Source organism: Caballeronia sp. SL1002 (genome assembly GCF_057814995.1).
In genome coordinates this window covers 577,746-595,888 of the sequence record NZ_JBYMUW010000005.1, presented here as the reverse complement: position 1 = coordinate 595,888, position 18,143 = coordinate 577,746, and the positions used below count along the sequence as shown (strand labels likewise).

Genomic DNA, 18,143 nt, shown 5'->3' with positions numbered 1-18,143 from the left:
ACTGGTAGCGGATTCGTCGTTCCTGGCACGACTCTCGCTTATGTCTGACAAAGCACACAAAACAGCCGTGAGGGGTTTCATACAAACGGCGATAGATGTGCTCCGGGGCTGGTCGCTGCGGATTTTCGATGAACGCCATCAGATGCGAACACGAAATCCGCAGCGCGCCAGATAAAAATACAGCGCACATCGCGCGAGACCAAGAGAAGCAAAAATCATGTTGACCCTTCAGTCCGACCTGCACGGCAATCATTTGTTGGGCGCGCTTCCCGCGCAAGAATGGCAGGCGCTCGCACCGCATCTCGAACTCGTCCAGTTACGCACCGAGCAACTGCTGTGCGACTCCGGCCAACGCATTCATCACGTCTATTTCCCGACGACGGCCATCGTGTCGCTGCTCCACACGATGGAAGATGGCGGCACCGCCGAAGTCGCGGCGGTCGGCCGTGAAGGGATGACGGGCGTGCCCGTCTTGACCGGCGGCGACACGATGCCGACGCGCGTTCAGGTTCAGCGCGAGGGCTTTGCGTATCGGATGAGCGCGAGCGCGTTGCGTGAACACTTTGGCCGCTCGGATTTCCTGCGCCGGATCATGCTGCTGTACATGCAAGCGCTGCTCACGCAAGTGGCGCAAACGGCGGCGTGCAATCGCCATCACACGCTGAGCAAGCAACTGTGCCGCTGGCTGCTGATCCAGGCAGATCGTACGTCGTCGGAACAATTCCGGGTGACCCAGCAGATGATCGCGGACATGCTCGGCGTGCGTCGCGAAGGCGTGACGGAAGCGGCCGGCAAGCTGCACGATGCCGGCTTGATCCATCACAGCCGTGGATGCATCAAGGTGCTCGATCGCGCGGCGCTCGAAGCGCGTGCTTGCGAATGCTACGGAATCGTCAAGCGCGAGTTCGACCGGATGCTGCCGAGCACGCGTCGTGTGGAAGCGGTGGCTTAAGGGTAAGTGAAGTATGCGTGGGTCGGATTGTGTTCATAGGTCAGTGGCCGGCCTTCATCGGCGGCCTAGCGACGCTTGTTGTTGATCGATTCCTCGGCGACATGCTTGACCGGCGTGCGCCGAAACCACCAGTACGACATTTCTATTGCTCTAAAGTCCGACACTACTATTGAACGCTAACAAACGAAAACATCGATAATTATGATTATGTCAATTTAACGTTTACCAGCCGCGAGCGTTTCGCAGCCCGCAAGATTCCGCGCGGATTCGACCAGTTAGGCCGTGGCCCAGTTCGACCTCATGGTATAGACCTTCGCGAGCGTTTTGCTTGCTCGCGCACATGTGTCGCTATTGTCGTTCAGCGCTTTCTAGCAACTATTGGCACGCCGCCGTGCGCGGCAGCTTAGCGCATCGCAAATGAATCAGAACGCCCGTCCTCGCGCACACCGGAAACTCAGCAAATCGAAGCCTCGCAAAACCAGCCCAACGAGGCATTCGCCGCTGAATGGAAAACACCGAAACTTAGCAGAGTCAGTCGCCTAGCGCGCCAACACCGCCGGCAACGACTCCCCCTATCAAAACAACTTCCGCCACTGTTCCTGCTGCATATCTGCGCGGGTCGTCACCTCGATCAGCACACCGCCCGGCGCGCGGCAGAAGAACCGCGATCCGCGTGTGTTGTTGAATACGCCGGTCTCCATCTGAGCACCGCCCGCCAGGAATTCGTCGTGGAGGGTGTGCACATCGTCCAACGTGTCAACCTCCAGGCCGAAGTGAAAGTTCTTAGGCCAGACCGGCGCTTCGTCGGTGACTTGCTCAAGAACAATGTCAAAGCCATTGCGCTTTAGCAGCCGATGCTCGCCCGCGGCGACCACGTCACAGCCCAGGAATCTTTCAAAGAATGCAGCCGTCTCGGCTACGTTGGTCGTGGGAAAACTCAGGTGGTTCAGTTTCGCCGTCTTATGAAGGTTCATGATTAATCTCTCAGCAATGGTTTCGAAGGGTCGGGAAGCATGTCGCACCCGTTCCGCTACCTCGCGGTGCCGGTCCAGTAACTTGCCGCGGGATCAATTTTGCGAGTATTTACTCGTGTTTCATACTCGCATTCGACACTTTCCCTCACTTCCCACAAGACCCAATAGACACAAGGTATCTGGACCTGCACCATTGCTGGGATATGAACGATTGCTCACATTTCAGCGGCACTCCAAAAGCGCTTCCTCGTGCGAAAAAATCAATGAAAACTCATTTTCGTTGGCGAGGCTTTTTGACCTGATCCTCTGCGATCCCCAGGTAGCCGAACAACGCGCGGCCGACTCGGCTCTCCAGCGCTCGCCGGTCCGTTTCGCCCCGCTCGCCCGCGCCATCCACGATGGCGCGAACAATGGCCACGAGATCATCGGCGGCAATCGACGTATCAGGTTGTTCAGGAATGTCGTCGCGCGCAAGAATCTGTCCGATCACCTCATAAAACGAGCCTTTGGACGAAGCGAGTTCCTTTGCAATCGCGGGGCGCGCTTCCTCAAAGTCAAGCGCGCGAGCAAGCGAAGGACGGCGCAGTTGCTGGTGGACCGATACCGCAATCAGATGCTTCAATGCAGTCTGGCCCGTAGACTCGTTCAATGCGGCTTCGGCGTCCATGAAAAACACCGCCATTTCGCGTTTGCTAAGTGCAACGATGAGCGCATCCTTGTTAGGGAAATATTGGTAGAGCGTGCCGACGCTGACCCCCGCTCGTTGCGCAACGAAATTGGTATTCAGTCCCGCCGATCCCTTGGTTTCGAGGATACGCGCCGCGGCTTCCAGAATCGCCGAAACGGTTGCTTCGGCGCGGGATTGTTGCGGCATCTTCCGCGGCTTCAATGATGGGCGTTTGCTTTTTGTCACCACGATGCGTTCCGATAAGAAGCGAGTATTAGCTCGGATTCTACGCGTCGTGGAAGGTACAGTTTCTGTCTGGGCGGCCGGCTGCCCGCTGATCGTTGCAATATCTGCGCCCTACTCCGCGACCGGGGCGCGGCCGCAAACGATATACCGCCCTACAGCGCCGAAACGACGGGCAATTCACGGATTGATGCCATAAAATGGGATGCTCGTGATTGCATTGTCGGGTTACATCCATCGGCATCACGGCTCGCCCGCCGCGAGATGAGCGCTCAATTTCAGAAATGATCAAATGGACAATCCCATTACCATCGCGGGCACTCAGATGGACGCTTACCATGTCTGCGCTTTTTCGACAGCCGCGACAGCGAGTACGACGCATTGAATCCGTTCTACAAGCAAGCAATCAATCGACAATGGAGAAGAGAATTTCCAGATCGTCGATCCAGCGTTGCTCGACGACCGTAGGGCGAGGCTTGAAGCGGCTTCGCCGCGGAACCAGCCTATCTCAAGCTTTGCGCAGACCCTGCCCTTTCTCGGTAATCAAGGAATTGAAATCGCCCAGTTCGGAAAAACGCATCGCTCTCACCTTCCCGATCTTGCTGCCGTCCACTACGAGATGCCGTTCGACCGCACTCGCCATAGCCGCCTGCTTGATCGCCACTTCATGGAAATTCCAGCACGTGACGCCGCGCGTTTCATCGACACCGCCCGCCGACATGAATGCCTTGTTGATGCCCATGCGTTTGAGCGTAGCCACGCTTTCGTCGCTTGCAAACGAATCGGACGACGCCGCGTACACACCGCCGAGCAACATCATTCTCACGTTCGACTTGCGTCGCAAAATCTCCGCGACGTTGAGCGAGTAACACACCACCGTCAGATGCATGTCGGCGGGAATGAGGCGCGCAAGCGTGGTGAGCGTCGTACCGCAATCGATGAACACGGTGTCGTTGTCGGTGAGCAATCGCGCCGCCGCCGCCGATGCCTCGGCCTTCGCCTGAGCGAAGTGATCCTTCTCTTCGTCGATGGTGTAGTCCGCGCCGTTGGGCAAATCCGAGGCGCGGACGATGTAGCCGCCGAGATAGGTGAAGACGCCCGGACTGGCGGCGATATCGCGGCGCACGGTCATCTGCGAAACATCGAGCAGCGCGGCCGCGTCGCGCAGGCGCAATACGCTCTGCTCGCGCAGCGTGTCCGCCAGCGCGCGCAGTCTTTCGGTTTTTGTCATGCGTAGATGCCGTTCGCCAGGTCGAGAACACCGGGCGACGCGCATATCGGCGCCGCCTGCGTGACGGTCAGCCGCAGGCGGGCCCCGCCTTCTTGCACGCATCCGCGAGAGGCGGCGGCGGATCTTTCTTGAACACCGTTTTATACGATTCCAGCACGTTCGACTGCACCACCGGCAACGACTGAATGCCGATCCACGCAGGCGGCGTCTGGCCGAGTATCGCCTTCATCATCGCGAGTGCTTCCGCCACGCCCTGATCGTAAGGACGCTGCGAACCGGTTGCCTTGAGCGGTCCGCCCTTGGCGATTTCGATCGCCGATTCGAGACCCAGATCGACGGTCGTGACCGGGATATTCACGCCCTGCGCGCGCATGGAGGTGAGCGTGTCGAGCGCCGGTTGGTCCCACACCGCGAACAGTCCCTTCACGTCCGGATTGCCGGTCAGGAAGTCGCCCGCGATCTGGCCGACCTTCGAGGGATCGGTGAAATCGACCTGCTTGATCTTGAGGTCCGGCCGATTCTTTTTCATCCAGTCATTGACGGCCTTGGTCCGCTCCTTCGTGCTGAAATAGTCCACGCCGAAATTGACCAGCCCGATCGTGCTGCCCTTAGCCACGCACGACGCCAGCACTTTGGCCGCGATCTGGCCGTTGCCTTCGCTGTCGGCGGAAATCATCGACGCGTATTGCTCGGGATGCTTGAGGCCCGTCGGCACGTTGTCCATGAACACGAGCTTGATGCCCGCCGCCGATACCTTCTTGTACGTCGCGGCCGTCGCCGTGCCGTCGACGGGAATGGAGATGATGCCGTCAGGGTGACGCTGGATCGTGTTCTCGATGTCCGCGATTTGCTTGTCGACCTGATATTCCGCCGACGCCACGCCGATCACTTCCACGCCATATTTCTTTAGCGTGTCCGTAATGCCGGCCACTTGCAATTGCGACCAGTCGAGGTTCATCGTCTGCATCGACACGCCGACCTTGTATTTGCCGGCTTTGATTTTCGCTTCTTCTGCCGGGGTCAATTGCACGGCGCTGACCGACGAAGCTTTCTCGCCGTTCGGTCCTTGTCCGATGATGGACGTGGGGCCGATCGATCCGGCCGGCAAGCCCGTGACGCATTGCGCGCCCGCTTGCGATGAACAAAACGCGGCGACGCTTGCTGCAGCCATCACGCTGACTAGCATCGATTTCGAGGCACGACGATGTTTCATGATCTTATCTCCGTTGGTCTTTTTTACTCACTGTCTTGCCGTTTTTTGAAAATCCCGCAGCGCGTTGCCGGGATTGCCACATCACGAGTGATCGACGCGCCCTCGTTGCTGCTACTTTTTCGTGAACGCCACCGCCGCGACGATAATCGCGCCCTTGATGACGAGTTGAAGCGATGAACTGACGCCGAGCAATACGAGGCCGTTATTCAAGGTGCCGATAATGAGGCTGCCCAGCAACGTGCCCAGCACGAAGCCACGTCCGCCGAAGAGGCTGCAACCGCCGAGCGTCACGGACGCGATCACGTCGAGTTCGAGACCTTGCACCACGTCCGGCCGCGCCGCATGCGAACGGGCGGCGAGCACGAGCGCGGCGAGTCCCGCGAGCGCGCCGGTCAAAATGAACGCGAGCGTCGTGACGCGCTTGATGTTGATCCCCGAATAGCGCGCCGCCGTCGGGTTGCCGCCAGACGCATAGATCTGGCGGCCGAATACGCTGTAGTGCAGCAGCAGGACGCCTGCGATCACGGCCAGCAAGGTCCACAGAATGGGGACGGGAACGCCGAAGATAACGCCCTCGCCGAAGATCGACAGGAACGAATCGTTGGTGACGATCACGGGCTTGGTCGTCGTCACGAGCAACGCGAGCCCGCGTGCCGCGCTAAGCGAGCCTAGCGTGACGAGGAACGACGGTATGTTCAGCCTTGTGATGATCACGCCGTTAAGCGCGCCGACAAGCGCGCCCGTGCCGATCCCGGCCAGTGCGCCGATGACCCAGGAGTCGCCGATGTGCGCCATCGCGAGCGCGGCGGACATGCCCGACAACGCGAGCGTCGAGCCGACCGACAGATCGATCTGCCGCGCGATGATGACGAACGTCATGCCGATCGCGATGATCGAAACGAGCGCGGTCTGCCGGCCGATGTTCAGGAAGTTATCGACGGAAAGAAACCACGGCGAGGCGAAGCTGAACACCACGAGCAGGATCGCGAAGGCGAAATAGAGCATGTAGGGCCGGTCGCCCTGAATCAAACTCTGCGCGATCCGCCACGCCCGGCTGCGTTGCGGTGAAGTGGCCGGACGGTCGGCGACCATCGGCGTGACGGAGTCGTTCATGTTGCGTGCTCTTCGAGAAAACGAGGGAGTTGGATCAGGTGATGAAGCGCTTCTGCGTTAGCGATTTCCGCGCGCTCGACCGTATTGACGATGCCACCGTCCACGACGATGGAAATTCGGTCGCACAGGCGCAGTACTTCGTCCAGGTCCGAGGACACGACGAGCACGCCCGTGCCTGCGCGCGCGGCGTCATGCACGACGCCATAGATTTCCTCGCGCGCGCCGACGTCGACACCGACCGTCGGTTCATCGAGCAACAGCAGCCGCGGGCGCGGGTTGTTCCATTTCGCGAACACCACTTTTTGCTGGTTGCCGCCTGAGAGGAACTTCACATCGGTCGAGGGACCTGGCGCTTTCACCGAGAGCATGGACATGGCGCTGCGAGCCTGACGCGCGGCGGCACGGCTTCGCAACCAGCCGAGCCGTGAAAATATCGATAGCCACGGCAAGGTCAGATTGCGCTCGATCGAGTGATCGAGCACGAGACCTTCCACGTGCCGGTCCTCCGGCACGAGCGCGATGCCGAGCTTGATCGCGGATGCCGGATTGAGGCGCGCGGGCGATGTCCCGCCGATCGCGAGCGCGCCTGTCTCGATTGCGCGCAGGCCAAAGATGGTTTGCAGAATCTCCGTGCGGCCGCTGCCGATCAGCCCGGCGAGGCCGTGGATTTCGCCTTCGCGCACGGTGAGATTGACGTCGCGCAAGCGGTCGTTGCTCACGCCGGAAAGCGTGAGCACAGGCGGCGTCGTGGCGCTCTGAACGGGCCTGGACTCCTCGACTGTCCCGCCCGTGGCGGATCGCTCGCGGGCTTCGAGCGCCGCATGGCCCGGACCGACGATGGCGGCGACCAGTTGCTTCATATCGGTCTGCGCCGTCTCGTAGACGCCGACGTTCGAGCCGTCGCGAAACACCGTGACGCGCTGCGAAATACGAAAGACTTCGTTCAGCCGGTGCGTCACGTAGATCACGCCAACACCACGCGCCGTAACGGTGCGGATCGCGTTGAAGAGGATGTCCTCCTCGCCGCCAGTCAGCGCCGACGTGGGTTCATCGAGGATCAGCACGCGCACGTCGCCCATCAGCGCCTTGCAGATTTCCGTCATCTGCCGATACGCAAACGGGAGCGAGCCGACGAGCGCGCGGGGATCGAGCGGAATGCCGTGTTCGCGCAGAAATGCGCTGACCGTCGCCATGAGTTCGCGTTTCTTGATGAAGCCGAGACGCGTGCGCGGTTCGCGCCCGAGCATCAGGTTCGCGCCCACCGACAACGACTCGACCAGGCTCAAGTCCTGATAGACCACGGCCACGCCTGCGTCGCGAGACTGGGCGGGCGAGTCGAACGCCACGTTCACGCCATCGATCTCGATTGCGCCCTGATCGTAAGCGTGCACGCCGCTCAGGATCTTGATCAGAGTCGATTTCCCGGCGCCGTTTTCGCCCAGCAGCGCGTGGACTTCTCCGGGAAGGACTTCGAGGTCCACACCACGAAGCGCCTGCACGCCGCCAAACCGCTTGGTCACGCCTGCAACGCGAATCAATGGCTTCAAAGGCGATGAAGCGGCCGCAAGCGGCTCACTCATGTCGCTGCCTCCTTCGTCGAAACGACGAATTGTTCTCTGTTATGCGCACGCGTTTGGACGCGCGCTTTTATGATCTGCTCGTATCACATCGATGATGAATCGTTAACATTTGCGTTCCGAACAGCAAGCAGAATGGGCCGGTTACGGCGCAAATGTAATGCTCGTATCTTCTAATGTGAAGATCCTATCTTTCCTGCTAATTTTGTTGGATGGGTGTCAACGGGTCTGCCGACGCCGCCGTTTCCGCGACGACGAACACTGCGTCCACGTGCTCAGGTTGCGGGTCCAGCCGATGCCGTGCTTTCAAACTCCCCGGCAAATCTTCCAAAAATAAATCCACGATGGCAACGACGCCGCGAACTCGCGATTTATAGGATTAATGCGGGGTAAGTAATTAAGATAATTGATAATACTTAATTCGCCGAGATTGCGAAGACAGCCAAAAAAACCGTGCTACCATAATTCGAACATTCCGAATTTTGCCTGATTCGCGAGATCCCGATCGCCTTTTCCGGGCTTACGGCTTGCATATTAAGCATCACGTACGATGTCATCTAATATTCTTCGGAAGCGATTTGGCGTCTTGAAATGAATGGCGCGCCATTTACAATCTTTCCATGAAACAACGGACTATTTTTAAAACGGTTTTTGCCGTTCTGTTTGCGTCGTCGTTAGTTTATTCTCACGTAATATCCGCCGCTGTCACGATGAACTTCGTGAATTCCGATATTGACGAAGTAGCCCGCGCAATTGGGGCTGCGACAGGAAAAACCATTGTTGTGGACCCGAGAGTCAAGGGTCAATTGAATCTCGTCTCCGAAGCCCCGGTTTCAGAAGATAAAGCCCTTAAAACCTTGCAATCCGCCTTGAGAATGCAGGGGTTTTCGTTATTGCAGGATCACGGTGTTCTAAAGGTCGTGCCGGAAGCCGATGCAAAACTTCAAGGTGTTCCGACGTATGTCGGAAATACGCCAACTGCAAAAGGCGATCAGATCATCACGCAGATATTTCAGCTACACAGGGAATCTGCAAATAATCTGTTACCGGTCCTGCGCCCGCTCATATCGCCCAATAATACGATTGCGGCGTATCCCAGCAATAACACGATTGTCGTCACCGATTACGCCGATAATATCCAGCGAATCGCGACGGTGATTGCCGGAATCGATAACGCGTCCGCCGCGAATATCAACGTGGTACAGCTCAATTTCGCCGATGCGGCCACGATCGCTCCGCAAGCCCAGAAGCTGCTGGATTTGAGCGCGATCGGAAATTCCGATCCCACTCAGAAAGTGACAGTCGCGGCCGACCCGCGCACCAATTCCATCGTGCTCCGGTCCAGCGGCGCCACGCGGCTGACGGAAGCGGAGACGCTGATCGTCAAACTCGATACGCCGACCCGGACACCGGGCAATATCCATATCGTTACGTTACGGAACGCCGATGCCACGGAGCTGGCGAAAACGCTCCGAAGCATTCTGGGCCAGAAAAGCGCGAGCGATGCGAAGACGAGCAGCACGCAAAGCAGCGGAAGCGGCCAGAGTTCGTCGGGGTTATCGAATGGCAACGGCTCGCTGCCGCCGCTTCCGAGCATGGACAGCAGCACCGCGTCCACGGCGACCGGCGCTTCGTCGGCGTCCGCTACTTCACCGTTCGGCGGCAGCGGCACCGGGTCCGATTCGACCAATTCGGACAGTGACCGGGGCAGCGGAGAAATCGTCGCCGATATATCCACTAACTCGTTGATCATTACGGCTTCCGAACCCGTCTTTCAAAATCTCAGCGTGGTTATCGCCCGGCTCGATCAACGCAAAGTCCAGGTTTATATCGAGTCGCTGATTATGGAAGTATCGTCGAATAACACAGGACAATTCGGCATCGAATGGTTGACGCCTGCTGGTTTGGCGACTTTGGCCGCATCGACCACCAATGTCGGCATCGTGGCGGGCTTCGGCAATATTCTCGGAACGAAAGGATTATTTCAGGCCCTGCAAACCAACTCCGACGTGAACATTTTATCGACGCCCAGTCTCGTCACGCTCGACAACCACGAAGCCCGCATATTGGTCGGCACCAATATTCCAATCGAATCGGGCACGTATTCAACCAATACCACCAGTTCTTCATCGGTGTCCGCGTTCAATACTTTCGATAGAAAGGACGTCGGGATCATGTTGAACGTCAGACCGCAAATCAACCAGGGCGGCACCATCAAGTTGCAGCTTTATCAGGAGGATTCGAGCGTCGAAAGCGGGACGGCCGATCAATCCGGCGGATATTCCATAGATAAACGATCCTTGCAATCGACGATACTGGCTGACGACGGTCAGATCGTCGTGCTGGGCGGACTGATTAGCGACGCCTATACCAACGGCAACAGCCGGGTGCCGTGGTTATCGAAAATTCCCTTGCTCGGCACGTTATTCAGAAACGAGACGAAAAGCCGGGTCAAGACGAATCTCTTGATATTTCTCCGGCCGGTCATCATAAAAGACGCGGCTTCGTTAAAAGCCATCTCGCTGGATCGTTATGGCTTCATGCAAAATAAATCGGGCAACTACCATACCGGTAACTGGACCGAAAAAGACGATTCAGTTCCCGCCCTGCCACCGCCGGCTCCTGACCGGGCGGGCAATGGAACCGGTGTGCTCGACCTGACGCATATGGAGCACAAGGTCGATTCCCCGTGATACGCGAGCGCATACACACCGTTTAACGGCGGCTTTCCGAAAGGCGCGCAACCTCGGTCGACAGGCGCTCGAGCGGAACCGGTTTGGCGAGATGCCCGTCGAAGCCCGCCTTCAGCGCCTCGGCGACATCCTGCTTCCGGCCAAAACCCGTCACCGCGATAATGATCGCTTTTTCCGTGCGCGCCGACGCACGCAGGCGGCGCACCAGTTCGTAGCCGTTCATCGTCGGCATGCCGATGTCGGAGAGAATCAGATCGAAGTCGTGTTCGGTCACGGCGGAGAGCGCCCGTTCACCGCTATTGACCGCATGCACGATCGCGCCTTCGAGTTCGAGCAACGTGCGAAGTGCGTCGAGGGCCTCCAGCGCGTCGTCCACCAGCAAAATGCGCAAACCCTCGAAGATCGCGGGATTGCCGGCGCCCGGCGGCGTGCCGATCGCGTCCAGGACGTTCATCTCTGGCAGCGACAGCCGGAAAAACGCGCCGCGACCAAGCCCGTCGGAGCGCGCCTCGATCATGCCGCCCTGCATTTCCGCAAGTTGCTTCACCAGTGACAAGCCGATTCCGAGGCCGCCCCGGTCGCGCTTTCCGCCCCCTTCCTCCTGACTGAACATATCGAAGATGCGCGGCAGAAATGCCGGCGCGATGCCCTGCCCGGTGTCGGCGACCTCGATAGATCCGATACCGTTCGACCGGCTCACAGTCAGCGTGACGTCGCCGCCTCGCGGCGTGAACTTGAGCGCGTTGCGAACGAGATTCCACACGATCTGCTCGACACGCACCGCGTCCGCGTGCACCCGCACTTCGCTGTCCGCGCCGCGCACCGTGAGACGAATCCCGCCCGCCGCCGCATCGACGTCGCTCGCATCGGCGACCGCGCGCACGACCGCCGCGAGATCGACGAGCGCCAGGTTCAGCGCGAGTTTGCCCGTGCGGGAACGCGATAAATCGAGCAGATCGTCGATGATCTTGGCCTGGCTCACGACTGAACGCTTGATTGCGTCGGCGGCATCGCGCACGACCGGAATATCGCGTGCATCGGGCACGCGCGTCAGCAATTCCGCCTTGACGTGAATCAGGTTCAGCGGATTTTTCAGTTCATGCGAGAGCACGGCGAAAAATTCGTCCTTCAGACGATTGCTCGCTTCCGCCTGCGCCCGCACCGCGCGCTCCAGCGCCAGTTGAAGCTGCTGCTGGCTCTCCACGCTCTTGCGGTCGGTCACGTCGCGCACGATTTTCGCGTAGCCCTTGAACGTCTGCGCGTCGATGGGCGTCGTCACGCCGCTGCAATAAATCTCGGTGCCGTCACGGCGCACATGCCAGCGCTCGTCTTCCGCGCGACCTGTGCCGTCGGCCCGCTCACGCTCCGCGCGCGGCACGCCCTCAGCGCGATCGCCGGCCGAAAACACCACGTCGATCGGCTTGCCTACGACTTCGTTTTCCTCGTAACCGAACACGCGCGTCGCGCCCTTGTTCCAGCTTACGATCACGCCGTCGACGTCCTGCACGATGATGCCGTAGTCGTCGGTCGCGAGTGCCGCGAGCTTGAGCCGGTCTTCGCTCGTGCGCGCTTCCGCTTGCGCCTGCCTTCTCTCCGTGACGTCGATCAGCGTCAACACCGCGCCGTCGATACGGTCGTCCAGTGTGCGATAAGGCAAGAGCCGCGCGAGAAACCAGCGGCCCTCGTGGCTGCGCACTTCGCGCTCGGTGACCCTGAGTTGCTCGAACGCGACGGCGGCATCCGAGGCGAGTTCGGGGAATTCGAGCCGGTGCGTCAGGTCGAGCAGCGGCCGGCCAACGTCGGATTCGATCAGGTTGAAAAGCGCGACCGCCGGCGCGGTATAGCGCTTGATACGCAGCGCGCGGTCGACGAAAATCGTCGCGATGCCAGTTGAGACGATCAAGTTCTCCAGATCGTCGTTTGCCTTGTCGGCCTCGTTCACCTTGGCTTCGAGTTCGCCATTGACGGTGGTCAGTTCTTCGTTGACCGACTGGAGTTCTTCCTTGCTCGTTTCCAGTTCCTCGCTCGCCGAGCGCAGTTCCTCGACGATCGCCTGCAGTTCCTCGTTCGACGCCTTCAGTTCCTCGTTCGAGACACTCGACTGCTCGGCGCTCAGCAGCAACTGCTCCTTCACGCGATGCAACTCCTCTTCGAGTTGCGTCACCACGGGATTATTTTTGTCGGCGGAGGAATCGGAATCGTCGCGCGGATCGGCCTCGGGAATTTCGTCGAACGAGATCAAGACGACTTCCGCGCCGTCCGACGTTTCGCGAAACGGCCGCACCGAAATGTTCACGTACCCGTTGATCGAACCGCGCGCGAAACGAACGCGCCGCGCGTCCACGCTTTTGCCATGCTGGAGCGCCTGAAAGAGCGCGGTCCGCACTTCGAGCCGCAAGTCGGGGTTGATCAGGGTCAGCAGGTTGTGGGTCGGCTCGCCGCCGACATAGCGCAGGAAGTGCGTCGCCTGCTCGGACATGTGCAGAATCTCGCCGTTCTTGTCGACCAGAACGCTCGGTTGCGCGTAAAACTCGCGCACCCGCTGATGCAGATCGGCGGGCGAAGACCGGGAATGTCTGACTTCAGGTTTCACGACGGTTGGTTGCCATGGTTGAGATATCCGCCCCGCCACGGGCGCCGGACTTCTGGTTCGCGGACGCGAGATCAGAATCTTCGCCCGGTAGATTCGGTGCTTCTTGTCCACCGCGGTGAACAGGTCGTCCGCGGCCTCCGCAGATTCTGCGTTGCCTAGAAAAAGAAAGCCACCAGGTTTCAGCGCGAAATGGAACATTTGCAGAATCTGGCGCTGAACGGTCCGGTCGAGATAGATGAGCAGATTCCGGCAACTGACAAGATCGAGGCGCGAGAACGGCGGATCGCGCAGGATATTATGCGCCGCGAACAGGACGCGCTCGCGCAGCGCCTTGTTCACGACATAACGGGCGCGGCTGTGGGTGAAAAACTGGCGCAAACGCCTCGCGCTGACGTCCGCGAGAATCGACTCCGGGTAGCTGCCGGCCCGGCCGGTATCGATCGCGCGCTCGTCGATATCGGTGCCGAAAATCTGAATCTCCGGCGCATCGGGGGTTTGCTGCGCGCGCTCGGAGAGGAGCATCGCGAGCGAATAGACTTCCTCGCCCGTCGAGCATCCGGCCACCCACGCGCGCACCTGGTCGTCCGTGGGACGCGCTTCGAACAGCGCGGAAATGACGTCATGCTCAAGCGACTCGAACGCCTCGCGATCCCGAAAAAAGTTGGTCACGCCGATCAGCATGTCCTTCAGCAGCGCGGGCGTTTCGTCGACGTTCGCGTCGAGAAATTCCTGATAAGCGGCCAGATCGGCGAGCGCGTTCACCTGCATGCGCCGCTCGATACGCCGCAGGACCGTCGCGCGCTTGTAATGGCGAAAGTCGTGACCGGTGCGCCGCTGCAGCGTCGTGAGGATGCCGTGCACCGACGACTGCGCGTGCATCAGCGCCGATCTGTTCGCGGTCTCCGCCAGGTCGGGAACGCTCGCCGCTTCCGGCAACTTGATGGCGCGCGCGTTGTGCCAGAGCGCAATGAGTTTTCGCGGTATCTCGTTGACCGGCAGCGTGAAATCGACCATGCCGGTCGCGATTGCCGCGCGGGGCATCTCGTCGTATTGCGCGTCTTCGGGGCTTTGAACAAGCGTAAGACCCGCGCATTCCTTGATACGGCTGATGCCGACCGCGCCGTCGCTGCCCGTCCCGGATAGCACGACGCAAAATGCCCGCGTGCCGTGGACTTCGGCGAGCGTCCGGAAAAACAGGTCGATGGCGACCGGACGGCCGTACGGACGCTTGGCCGCGCTGATGCGCAGCGTGCCGTCCACCATCGAAAGGTCGTTCGACGGCGAAATCAAGTAGACGCAGTTGGTTTCGATACGCGTCGTCGACCGGACTTGCATGACGCGCATGCGGGTCACGCGCTGGAGAATCTGATCGGCGACACTCTCGTGTTTCGGCGACAGGTGCAGCACCACGACGAATGCCATGCCGGGACTGTCGGGCATGTGTTCGAAAAAGCGCAGCAAGGCCGGAATTCCGCCCGCCGACGCGCCGACGCCGACAACCGGAAATTCGGGCGATCCCGGCGAAGGCGGGACAGGCGACGCGAAAGGGTCGCCCGCGCTCGACGGATCGGGCATTTCGTCGCGTGACATGGGCGCGTGTTCTCCGCGAAGCGCAAAGGTTTAAGAGACTGCGGCTCGATCCCAATGGATCGCGCCCGGTGCGGAGGGGCGAATTGTCGATCGAAGCGCGTCGCGGCGACCGCCGAAAATTCTAAAGGACGCACGATAAATGTACGAGAATCGCGCAATTTTCATACCCGACACGCGCTCCGACCCGCGTTCGGCGGCGAATCATCACATATTTCGAGGGTGCGCGTCGAATGGGAAAAATCGCGCGCTTACGCCTGACACGGCATTTCTGGCCGGAAATAATCCCGACGAATCCTGACGAATCCCGCGTATTCAGCGCCGGGCATCCGATAACCTGATCGATGGAGAACGCCATGATTTCGAGCCGCGCAGAAGTGTCGCAGATGATCGTCGCCGCGAAGGTTGCAAAAAGACTTGCGTGGCGCGATGTCGCCGAGCAAATCGGCCAGAGCAAGGAATGGACGACCGCTGCATGTCTCGGGCAGATGACGCTCAACAAGATACAGGCGGAAAAAGTGGGCGAATTGTTCGGGCTGCCGGACGACGCCATCGCGTGGCTGCAGATCGTGCCGTACAAGGGATCGCTCGACACCGCCGTGCCGGCCGATCCGCTGATCTACCGCTGGTACGAGATCGTCAGCGTGTACGGGACGACCATCAAGGAACTGATTCACGAAGAGTTCGGCGACGGAATCATGAGCGCGATCGATTTTTCGATGGATATCCAGCGCGAAACGGATCCGAAGGGCGATCGCGTCAAGGTCGTGCTGTCGGGAAAATTTCTTCCCTACAAGCAATATTGATCACGCGCTGAAATGCAAAACGGCGCCCGCAGGCGCCGTTTGCCAAACGTTCCGGCGCTTGGCGCCGCCCTACTTACCGGGCCGCAGCACCCGTGGCGACCATACGCGGCTCCGGCGTGCGGTCGCTGCTGCGTGCCAGCCAGCACACCACACAGGCCGCGATGATATCGAACACGGCCAATACGACGAACAGCGGGCTATAGCCGATTCGCGTCACCAGTACGCCGAACAGCGCCGTGAACGCGGCCGCGCCCAGGTAACCGGCCATGCCGCCCATGCCTGTCGCCGTCGCGACTTCGTTCTTGCCGAACATATCCGACGTGATGGCGTAAAGCGCACCCGACAAGGTCTGGTGAGCGAAACCGCCGACGCACAGCAGCGCAACCGCCGCGTAAGGGCTTGCAACCAGTCCGACGCACGCCGGCCCGACCATGCACAGCGCCCCGAACACGAAGACCATCTTCCGCGACGTGAACAGCGATACCTTCGCGTATTTATGGAACAGCGGGCTGAGATAACCACCGAGCACGCAGCCGATATCCGCCGCGAGGAAAGGCATCCACGCGTACAGCGCGACTTCCTTCAGGTTCATGTGACGCTCGGTCATCATGTACAAAGGAATCCACGCGTTGAAGGTTTGCCAGGCCGGCTCGGAAAGAATGCGCGGAATGCCGATCGCCCAGAAGTTGCGGCTGCGCAGCATTTCCGACCAGCGGCGCTTTTGCGCGCCCGCGTCGCTATGCTTCGCTTCCTGACCACTCAGGATGTAGTCGCGTTCGGTGTCGCCGAGCAGCTTTTGCTGACGCGGATGCTTGTACAGCACCATCCACACCGCGGTCCAGACCACGCCCGCCGCGCCGACGATCAAAAACGCCCACTGCCATTGTCCGTGCAGCAACGCCCAGACGACCAGCGGCGGTGCGAGCAGCGCGCCGATGGACGAGCCGATGTTGAACCAGCCGATCGCAACCGAGCGCTCTTTAGCCGGAAACCATTCGCTGGTCGCCTTGACGCCGGCCGGAATGCCAGCCGCTTCGGCAATCCCGAGCACGCCGCGGAAGAACGCGAGGCTGCGCCAGTCCGTCGACCATGCCGCCGCCGCGCACGCCACCGACCACGCCAGCGCGAATGCCGCGAAACCGATCTTGGTGCCGACCGTATCGAGCACATAGCCCGCGACCGGCTGCATGAACGCATAACAAAGCTGCCACGCGACCACGACATGCGAGTACTGCGCGGTGCTGATGTTGAGGTCCTTCATCAGCGTGGGCGCAGCCACCGAAAGCGTATTGCGCGCGAGGTAATTGATGATGAGTCCGGCCGCGACCAGACTGACCATCCACCAGCGGATGCCCTTGATTTTCATTGTCGTGTCTCCTCTAACTCTTTAACTGATCAGTTCGGCTGGGTGGTGGGCGCAGTCGCAGACGCAGTCGCAGCGTCGGGGCCACCGTCCGTGCGCGAATAATCGATGCCGACGAAACCGCCGCCCTGGAAGCGTTGACCCAGCGCATCGAGCGGGTTTGGTTTCGCGAGCACTTCGGCCGCGTAGTCCTCGGCGTTTTGGGTCGGCTGGTAGCCGAGCCGCGCGGCGCCGCTGTTGTCCCACCAGCTGCGCGTGTTGGCCGAGACGCCCCAGACGTCGAGGTAACCCACGTCCTCGGCTTCGATACAGCGGTCGAGGAAATGCATCAGGTCGCGATGGCCGAACCACGTGCTCAGGTGGCGCGGCTCGGTCGGCCGTTCGAGACAACTGCCGATCCGCACGCAAACACTCTCGATGCCGTGCTTGTCCCAATACATTCTTGCCAGCGCTTCGCCCCACACCTTACTCAGGCCGTAGAACCCGTCCGGGCGCAACGCGCAATCGAGCGCGAGATGCTCGGTCACCGGATACATGCCGATCGCGTGGTTCGAACTGGCGAACACGATGCGCTGCACGCCGTGCCGCCGCGCGCCTTCGTACACTTCGACGAGACCGCGCAAATTGTTCTCGATGATTTCCGGCAGCGGACGCTCGACGCTCGTGCCTGCGAAATGGATCAGCACATCGACGCCTTCGAGGAGACGATCGACGACGGCCGGATCGCGCAGATCGCCGTGCATGACGTCCTCGCCTTCCACGAGCGGGGTGAGCGGTTTGGAGCCGGCGGCCGAACGCAACGGCGTGCCGCGCGCGACAAACGCGCGCCGCACGACCGAGCCGAGCTGACCACCCGCGCCACTCAGGGCAACTTTCTTCATAACGTTCCTTTAAGCGCCGAGTGCTCGATAGGCGTCGGCAGTAGCCAGCGATCAAACCGTGGCGAAAGCGACTGTTGGATGGGTCGCTAGTTGTACGATAACGTACTATCGACGATCCCAAGGTTCATCTCAAATAGGCATTTACCCGGACAAAATCTGTGCCTGAGCGGAATTTGTTTGCAAAACAAGGGTATCTTGCGGCGATGTTTGTGCGACATCGTATAACTGGAAGGTTTAAGCGCGGGTTCGG

At 60.1% G+C, this 18,143-nt stretch carries 12 protein-coding genes; 3 read left to right on the top strand and 9 right to left on the bottom strand.

Translation table 11 applies throughout. The annotated features are described in order from the left end of the window. Positions 1–217: 217 nt before the first annotated feature. Complete coding sequence (locus AC3D25_RS27120; protein ID WP_488890004.1) at positions 218–952, top strand: Crp/Fnr family transcriptional regulator; 735 nt, start codon at positions 218–220, stop codon at positions 950–952. 575 nt (positions 953–1,527) lie between these two features. Here AC3D25_RS27120 and AC3D25_RS27115 read toward each other — a convergent pair. From AC3D25_RS27115 to AC3D25_RS27090, 6 genes are all read right to left on the bottom strand, one after another. After that, complete coding sequence (locus AC3D25_RS27115) at positions 1,528–1,926, bottom strand: VOC family protein (RefSeq protein WP_488891572.1); 399 nt, start codon at positions 1,924–1,926, stop codon at positions 1,528–1,530. 271 nt (positions 1,927–2,197) lie between these two features. Next, positions 2,198–2,842: a TetR/AcrR family transcriptional regulator gene (locus AC3D25_RS27110; RefSeq protein WP_488891571.1), complete on the bottom strand. Its 645-nt coding sequence runs from the start codon at positions 2,840–2,842 to the stop codon at positions 2,198–2,200. 502 nt (positions 2,843–3,344) lie between these two features. Continuing rightward, positions 3,345–4,067 carry a DeoR/GlpR family DNA-binding transcription regulator gene (locus tag AC3D25_RS27105; protein WP_488891570.1) on the bottom strand — a complete coding sequence of 241 codons (723 nt, stop codon included), beginning with the start codon at positions 4,065–4,067 and terminating at the stop codon, positions 3,345–3,347. 67 nt (positions 4,068–4,134) lie between these two features. Further along, positions 4,135–5,280: a substrate-binding domain-containing protein gene (locus AC3D25_RS27100; RefSeq protein WP_488891569.1), complete on the bottom strand. Its 1,146-nt coding sequence runs from the start codon at positions 5,278–5,280 to the stop codon at positions 4,135–4,137. Positions 5,281–5,391: 111 nt separating this feature from the next. Then, positions 5,392–6,393, bottom strand: a complete 1,002-nt coding sequence (locus AC3D25_RS27095) for an ABC transporter permease (protein WP_488891568.1) — start codon at positions 6,391–6,393, stop codon at positions 5,392–5,394. Then, positions 6,390–7,973, bottom strand: coding sequence for a sugar ABC transporter ATP-binding protein (locus tag AC3D25_RS27090; RefSeq protein WP_488891567.1), 1,584 nt, complete (start codon positions 7,971–7,973; stop codon positions 6,390–6,392). Before AC3D25_RS27090 ends, AC3D25_RS27095 begins: the two co-directional genes overlap by 4 nt. A gap of 617 nt (positions 7,974–8,590) precedes the next feature. Here AC3D25_RS27090 and AC3D25_RS27085 point away from each other — a divergent pair. Next, the gene (locus AC3D25_RS27085) at positions 8,591–10,663 is read left to right on the top strand and encodes a secretin N-terminal domain-containing protein (protein WP_488891566.1); all 2,073 of its coding nucleotides are present in this window, start codon (positions 8,591–8,593) and stop codon (positions 10,661–10,663) included. A 22-nt stretch (positions 10,664–10,685) separates the two neighbouring features. Here the strand turns inward: AC3D25_RS27085 and AC3D25_RS27080 are convergent, their stop codons facing one another. Next, entirely contained in the window at positions 10,686–14,846 is a 4,161-nt protein-coding gene (locus tag AC3D25_RS27080; protein ID WP_488891565.1) for a CheR family methyltransferase, read from the bottom strand. Between the two features lie 353 nt (positions 14,847–15,199). Here AC3D25_RS27080 and cynS point away from each other — a divergent pair, with 353 nt between their 5' ends. After that, on the top strand, positions 15,200–15,649 hold the full coding sequence (gene cynS, locus AC3D25_RS27075; RefSeq protein WP_488891564.1) for a cyanase: 450 nt from the start codon (positions 15,200–15,202) through the stop codon (positions 15,647–15,649). Positions 15,650–15,722: 73 nt separating this feature from the next. Here cynS and AC3D25_RS27070 read toward each other — a convergent pair whose 3' ends face one another. Both AC3D25_RS27070 and AC3D25_RS27065 read right to left on the bottom strand, forming a co-directional pair. After that, on the bottom strand, positions 15,723–17,015 hold the full coding sequence (locus AC3D25_RS27070) for an MFS transporter (RefSeq protein WP_488891563.1): 1,293 nt from the start codon (positions 17,013–17,015) through the stop codon (positions 15,723–15,725). A 29-nt stretch (positions 17,016–17,044) separates the two neighbouring features. Next, entirely contained in the window at positions 17,045–17,893 is an 849-nt protein-coding gene (locus AC3D25_RS27065) for an NAD-dependent epimerase/dehydratase family protein (RefSeq protein ID WP_488891562.1), read from the bottom strand. Positions 17,894–18,143 lie beyond the last annotated feature (250 nt).

Coding starts and splice junctions, on each gene's coding strand:
- AC3D25_RS27120 (WP_488890004.1), top strand. CDS start 218: ATGTTGACCCTTCAGTCCGACCTGCACGGCAATCATTTGTTGGGCGCG.
- AC3D25_RS27115 (WP_488891572.1), bottom strand. CDS start 1,926: ATGAACCTTCATAAGACGGCGAAACTGAACCACCTGAGTTTTCCCACG.
- AC3D25_RS27105 (WP_488891570.1), bottom strand. CDS start 4,067: ATGACAAAAACCGAAAGACTGCGCGCGCTGGCGGACACGCTGCGCGAG.
- AC3D25_RS27100 (WP_488891569.1), bottom strand. CDS start 5,280: ATGAAACATCGTCGTGCCTCGAAATCGATGCTAGTCAGCGTGATGGCT.
- AC3D25_RS27095 (WP_488891568.1), bottom strand. CDS start 6,393: ATGAACGACTCCGTCACGCCGATGGTCGCCGACCGTCCGGCCACTTCA.
- AC3D25_RS27090 (WP_488891567.1), bottom strand. CDS start 7,973: ATGAGTGAGCCGCTTGCGGCCGCTTCATCGCCTTTGAAGCCATTGATT.
- AC3D25_RS27085 (WP_488891566.1), top strand. CDS start 8,591: ATGAAACAACGGACTATTTTTAAAACGGTTTTTGCCGTTCTGTTTGCG.
- AC3D25_RS27080 (WP_488891565.1), bottom strand. CDS start 14,846: ATGTCACGCGACGAAATGCCCGATCCGTCGAGCGCGGGCGACCCTTTC.
- cynS (WP_488891564.1), top strand. CDS start 15,200: ATGATTTCGAGCCGCGCAGAAGTGTCGCAGATGATCGTCGCCGCGAAG.
- AC3D25_RS27070 (WP_488891563.1), bottom strand. CDS start 17,015: ATGAAAATCAAGGGCATCCGCTGGTGGATGGTCAGTCTGGTCGCGGCC.
- AC3D25_RS27065 (WP_488891562.1), bottom strand. CDS start 17,893: ATGAAGAAAGTTGCCCTGAGTGGCGCGGGTGGTCAGCTCGGCTCGGTC.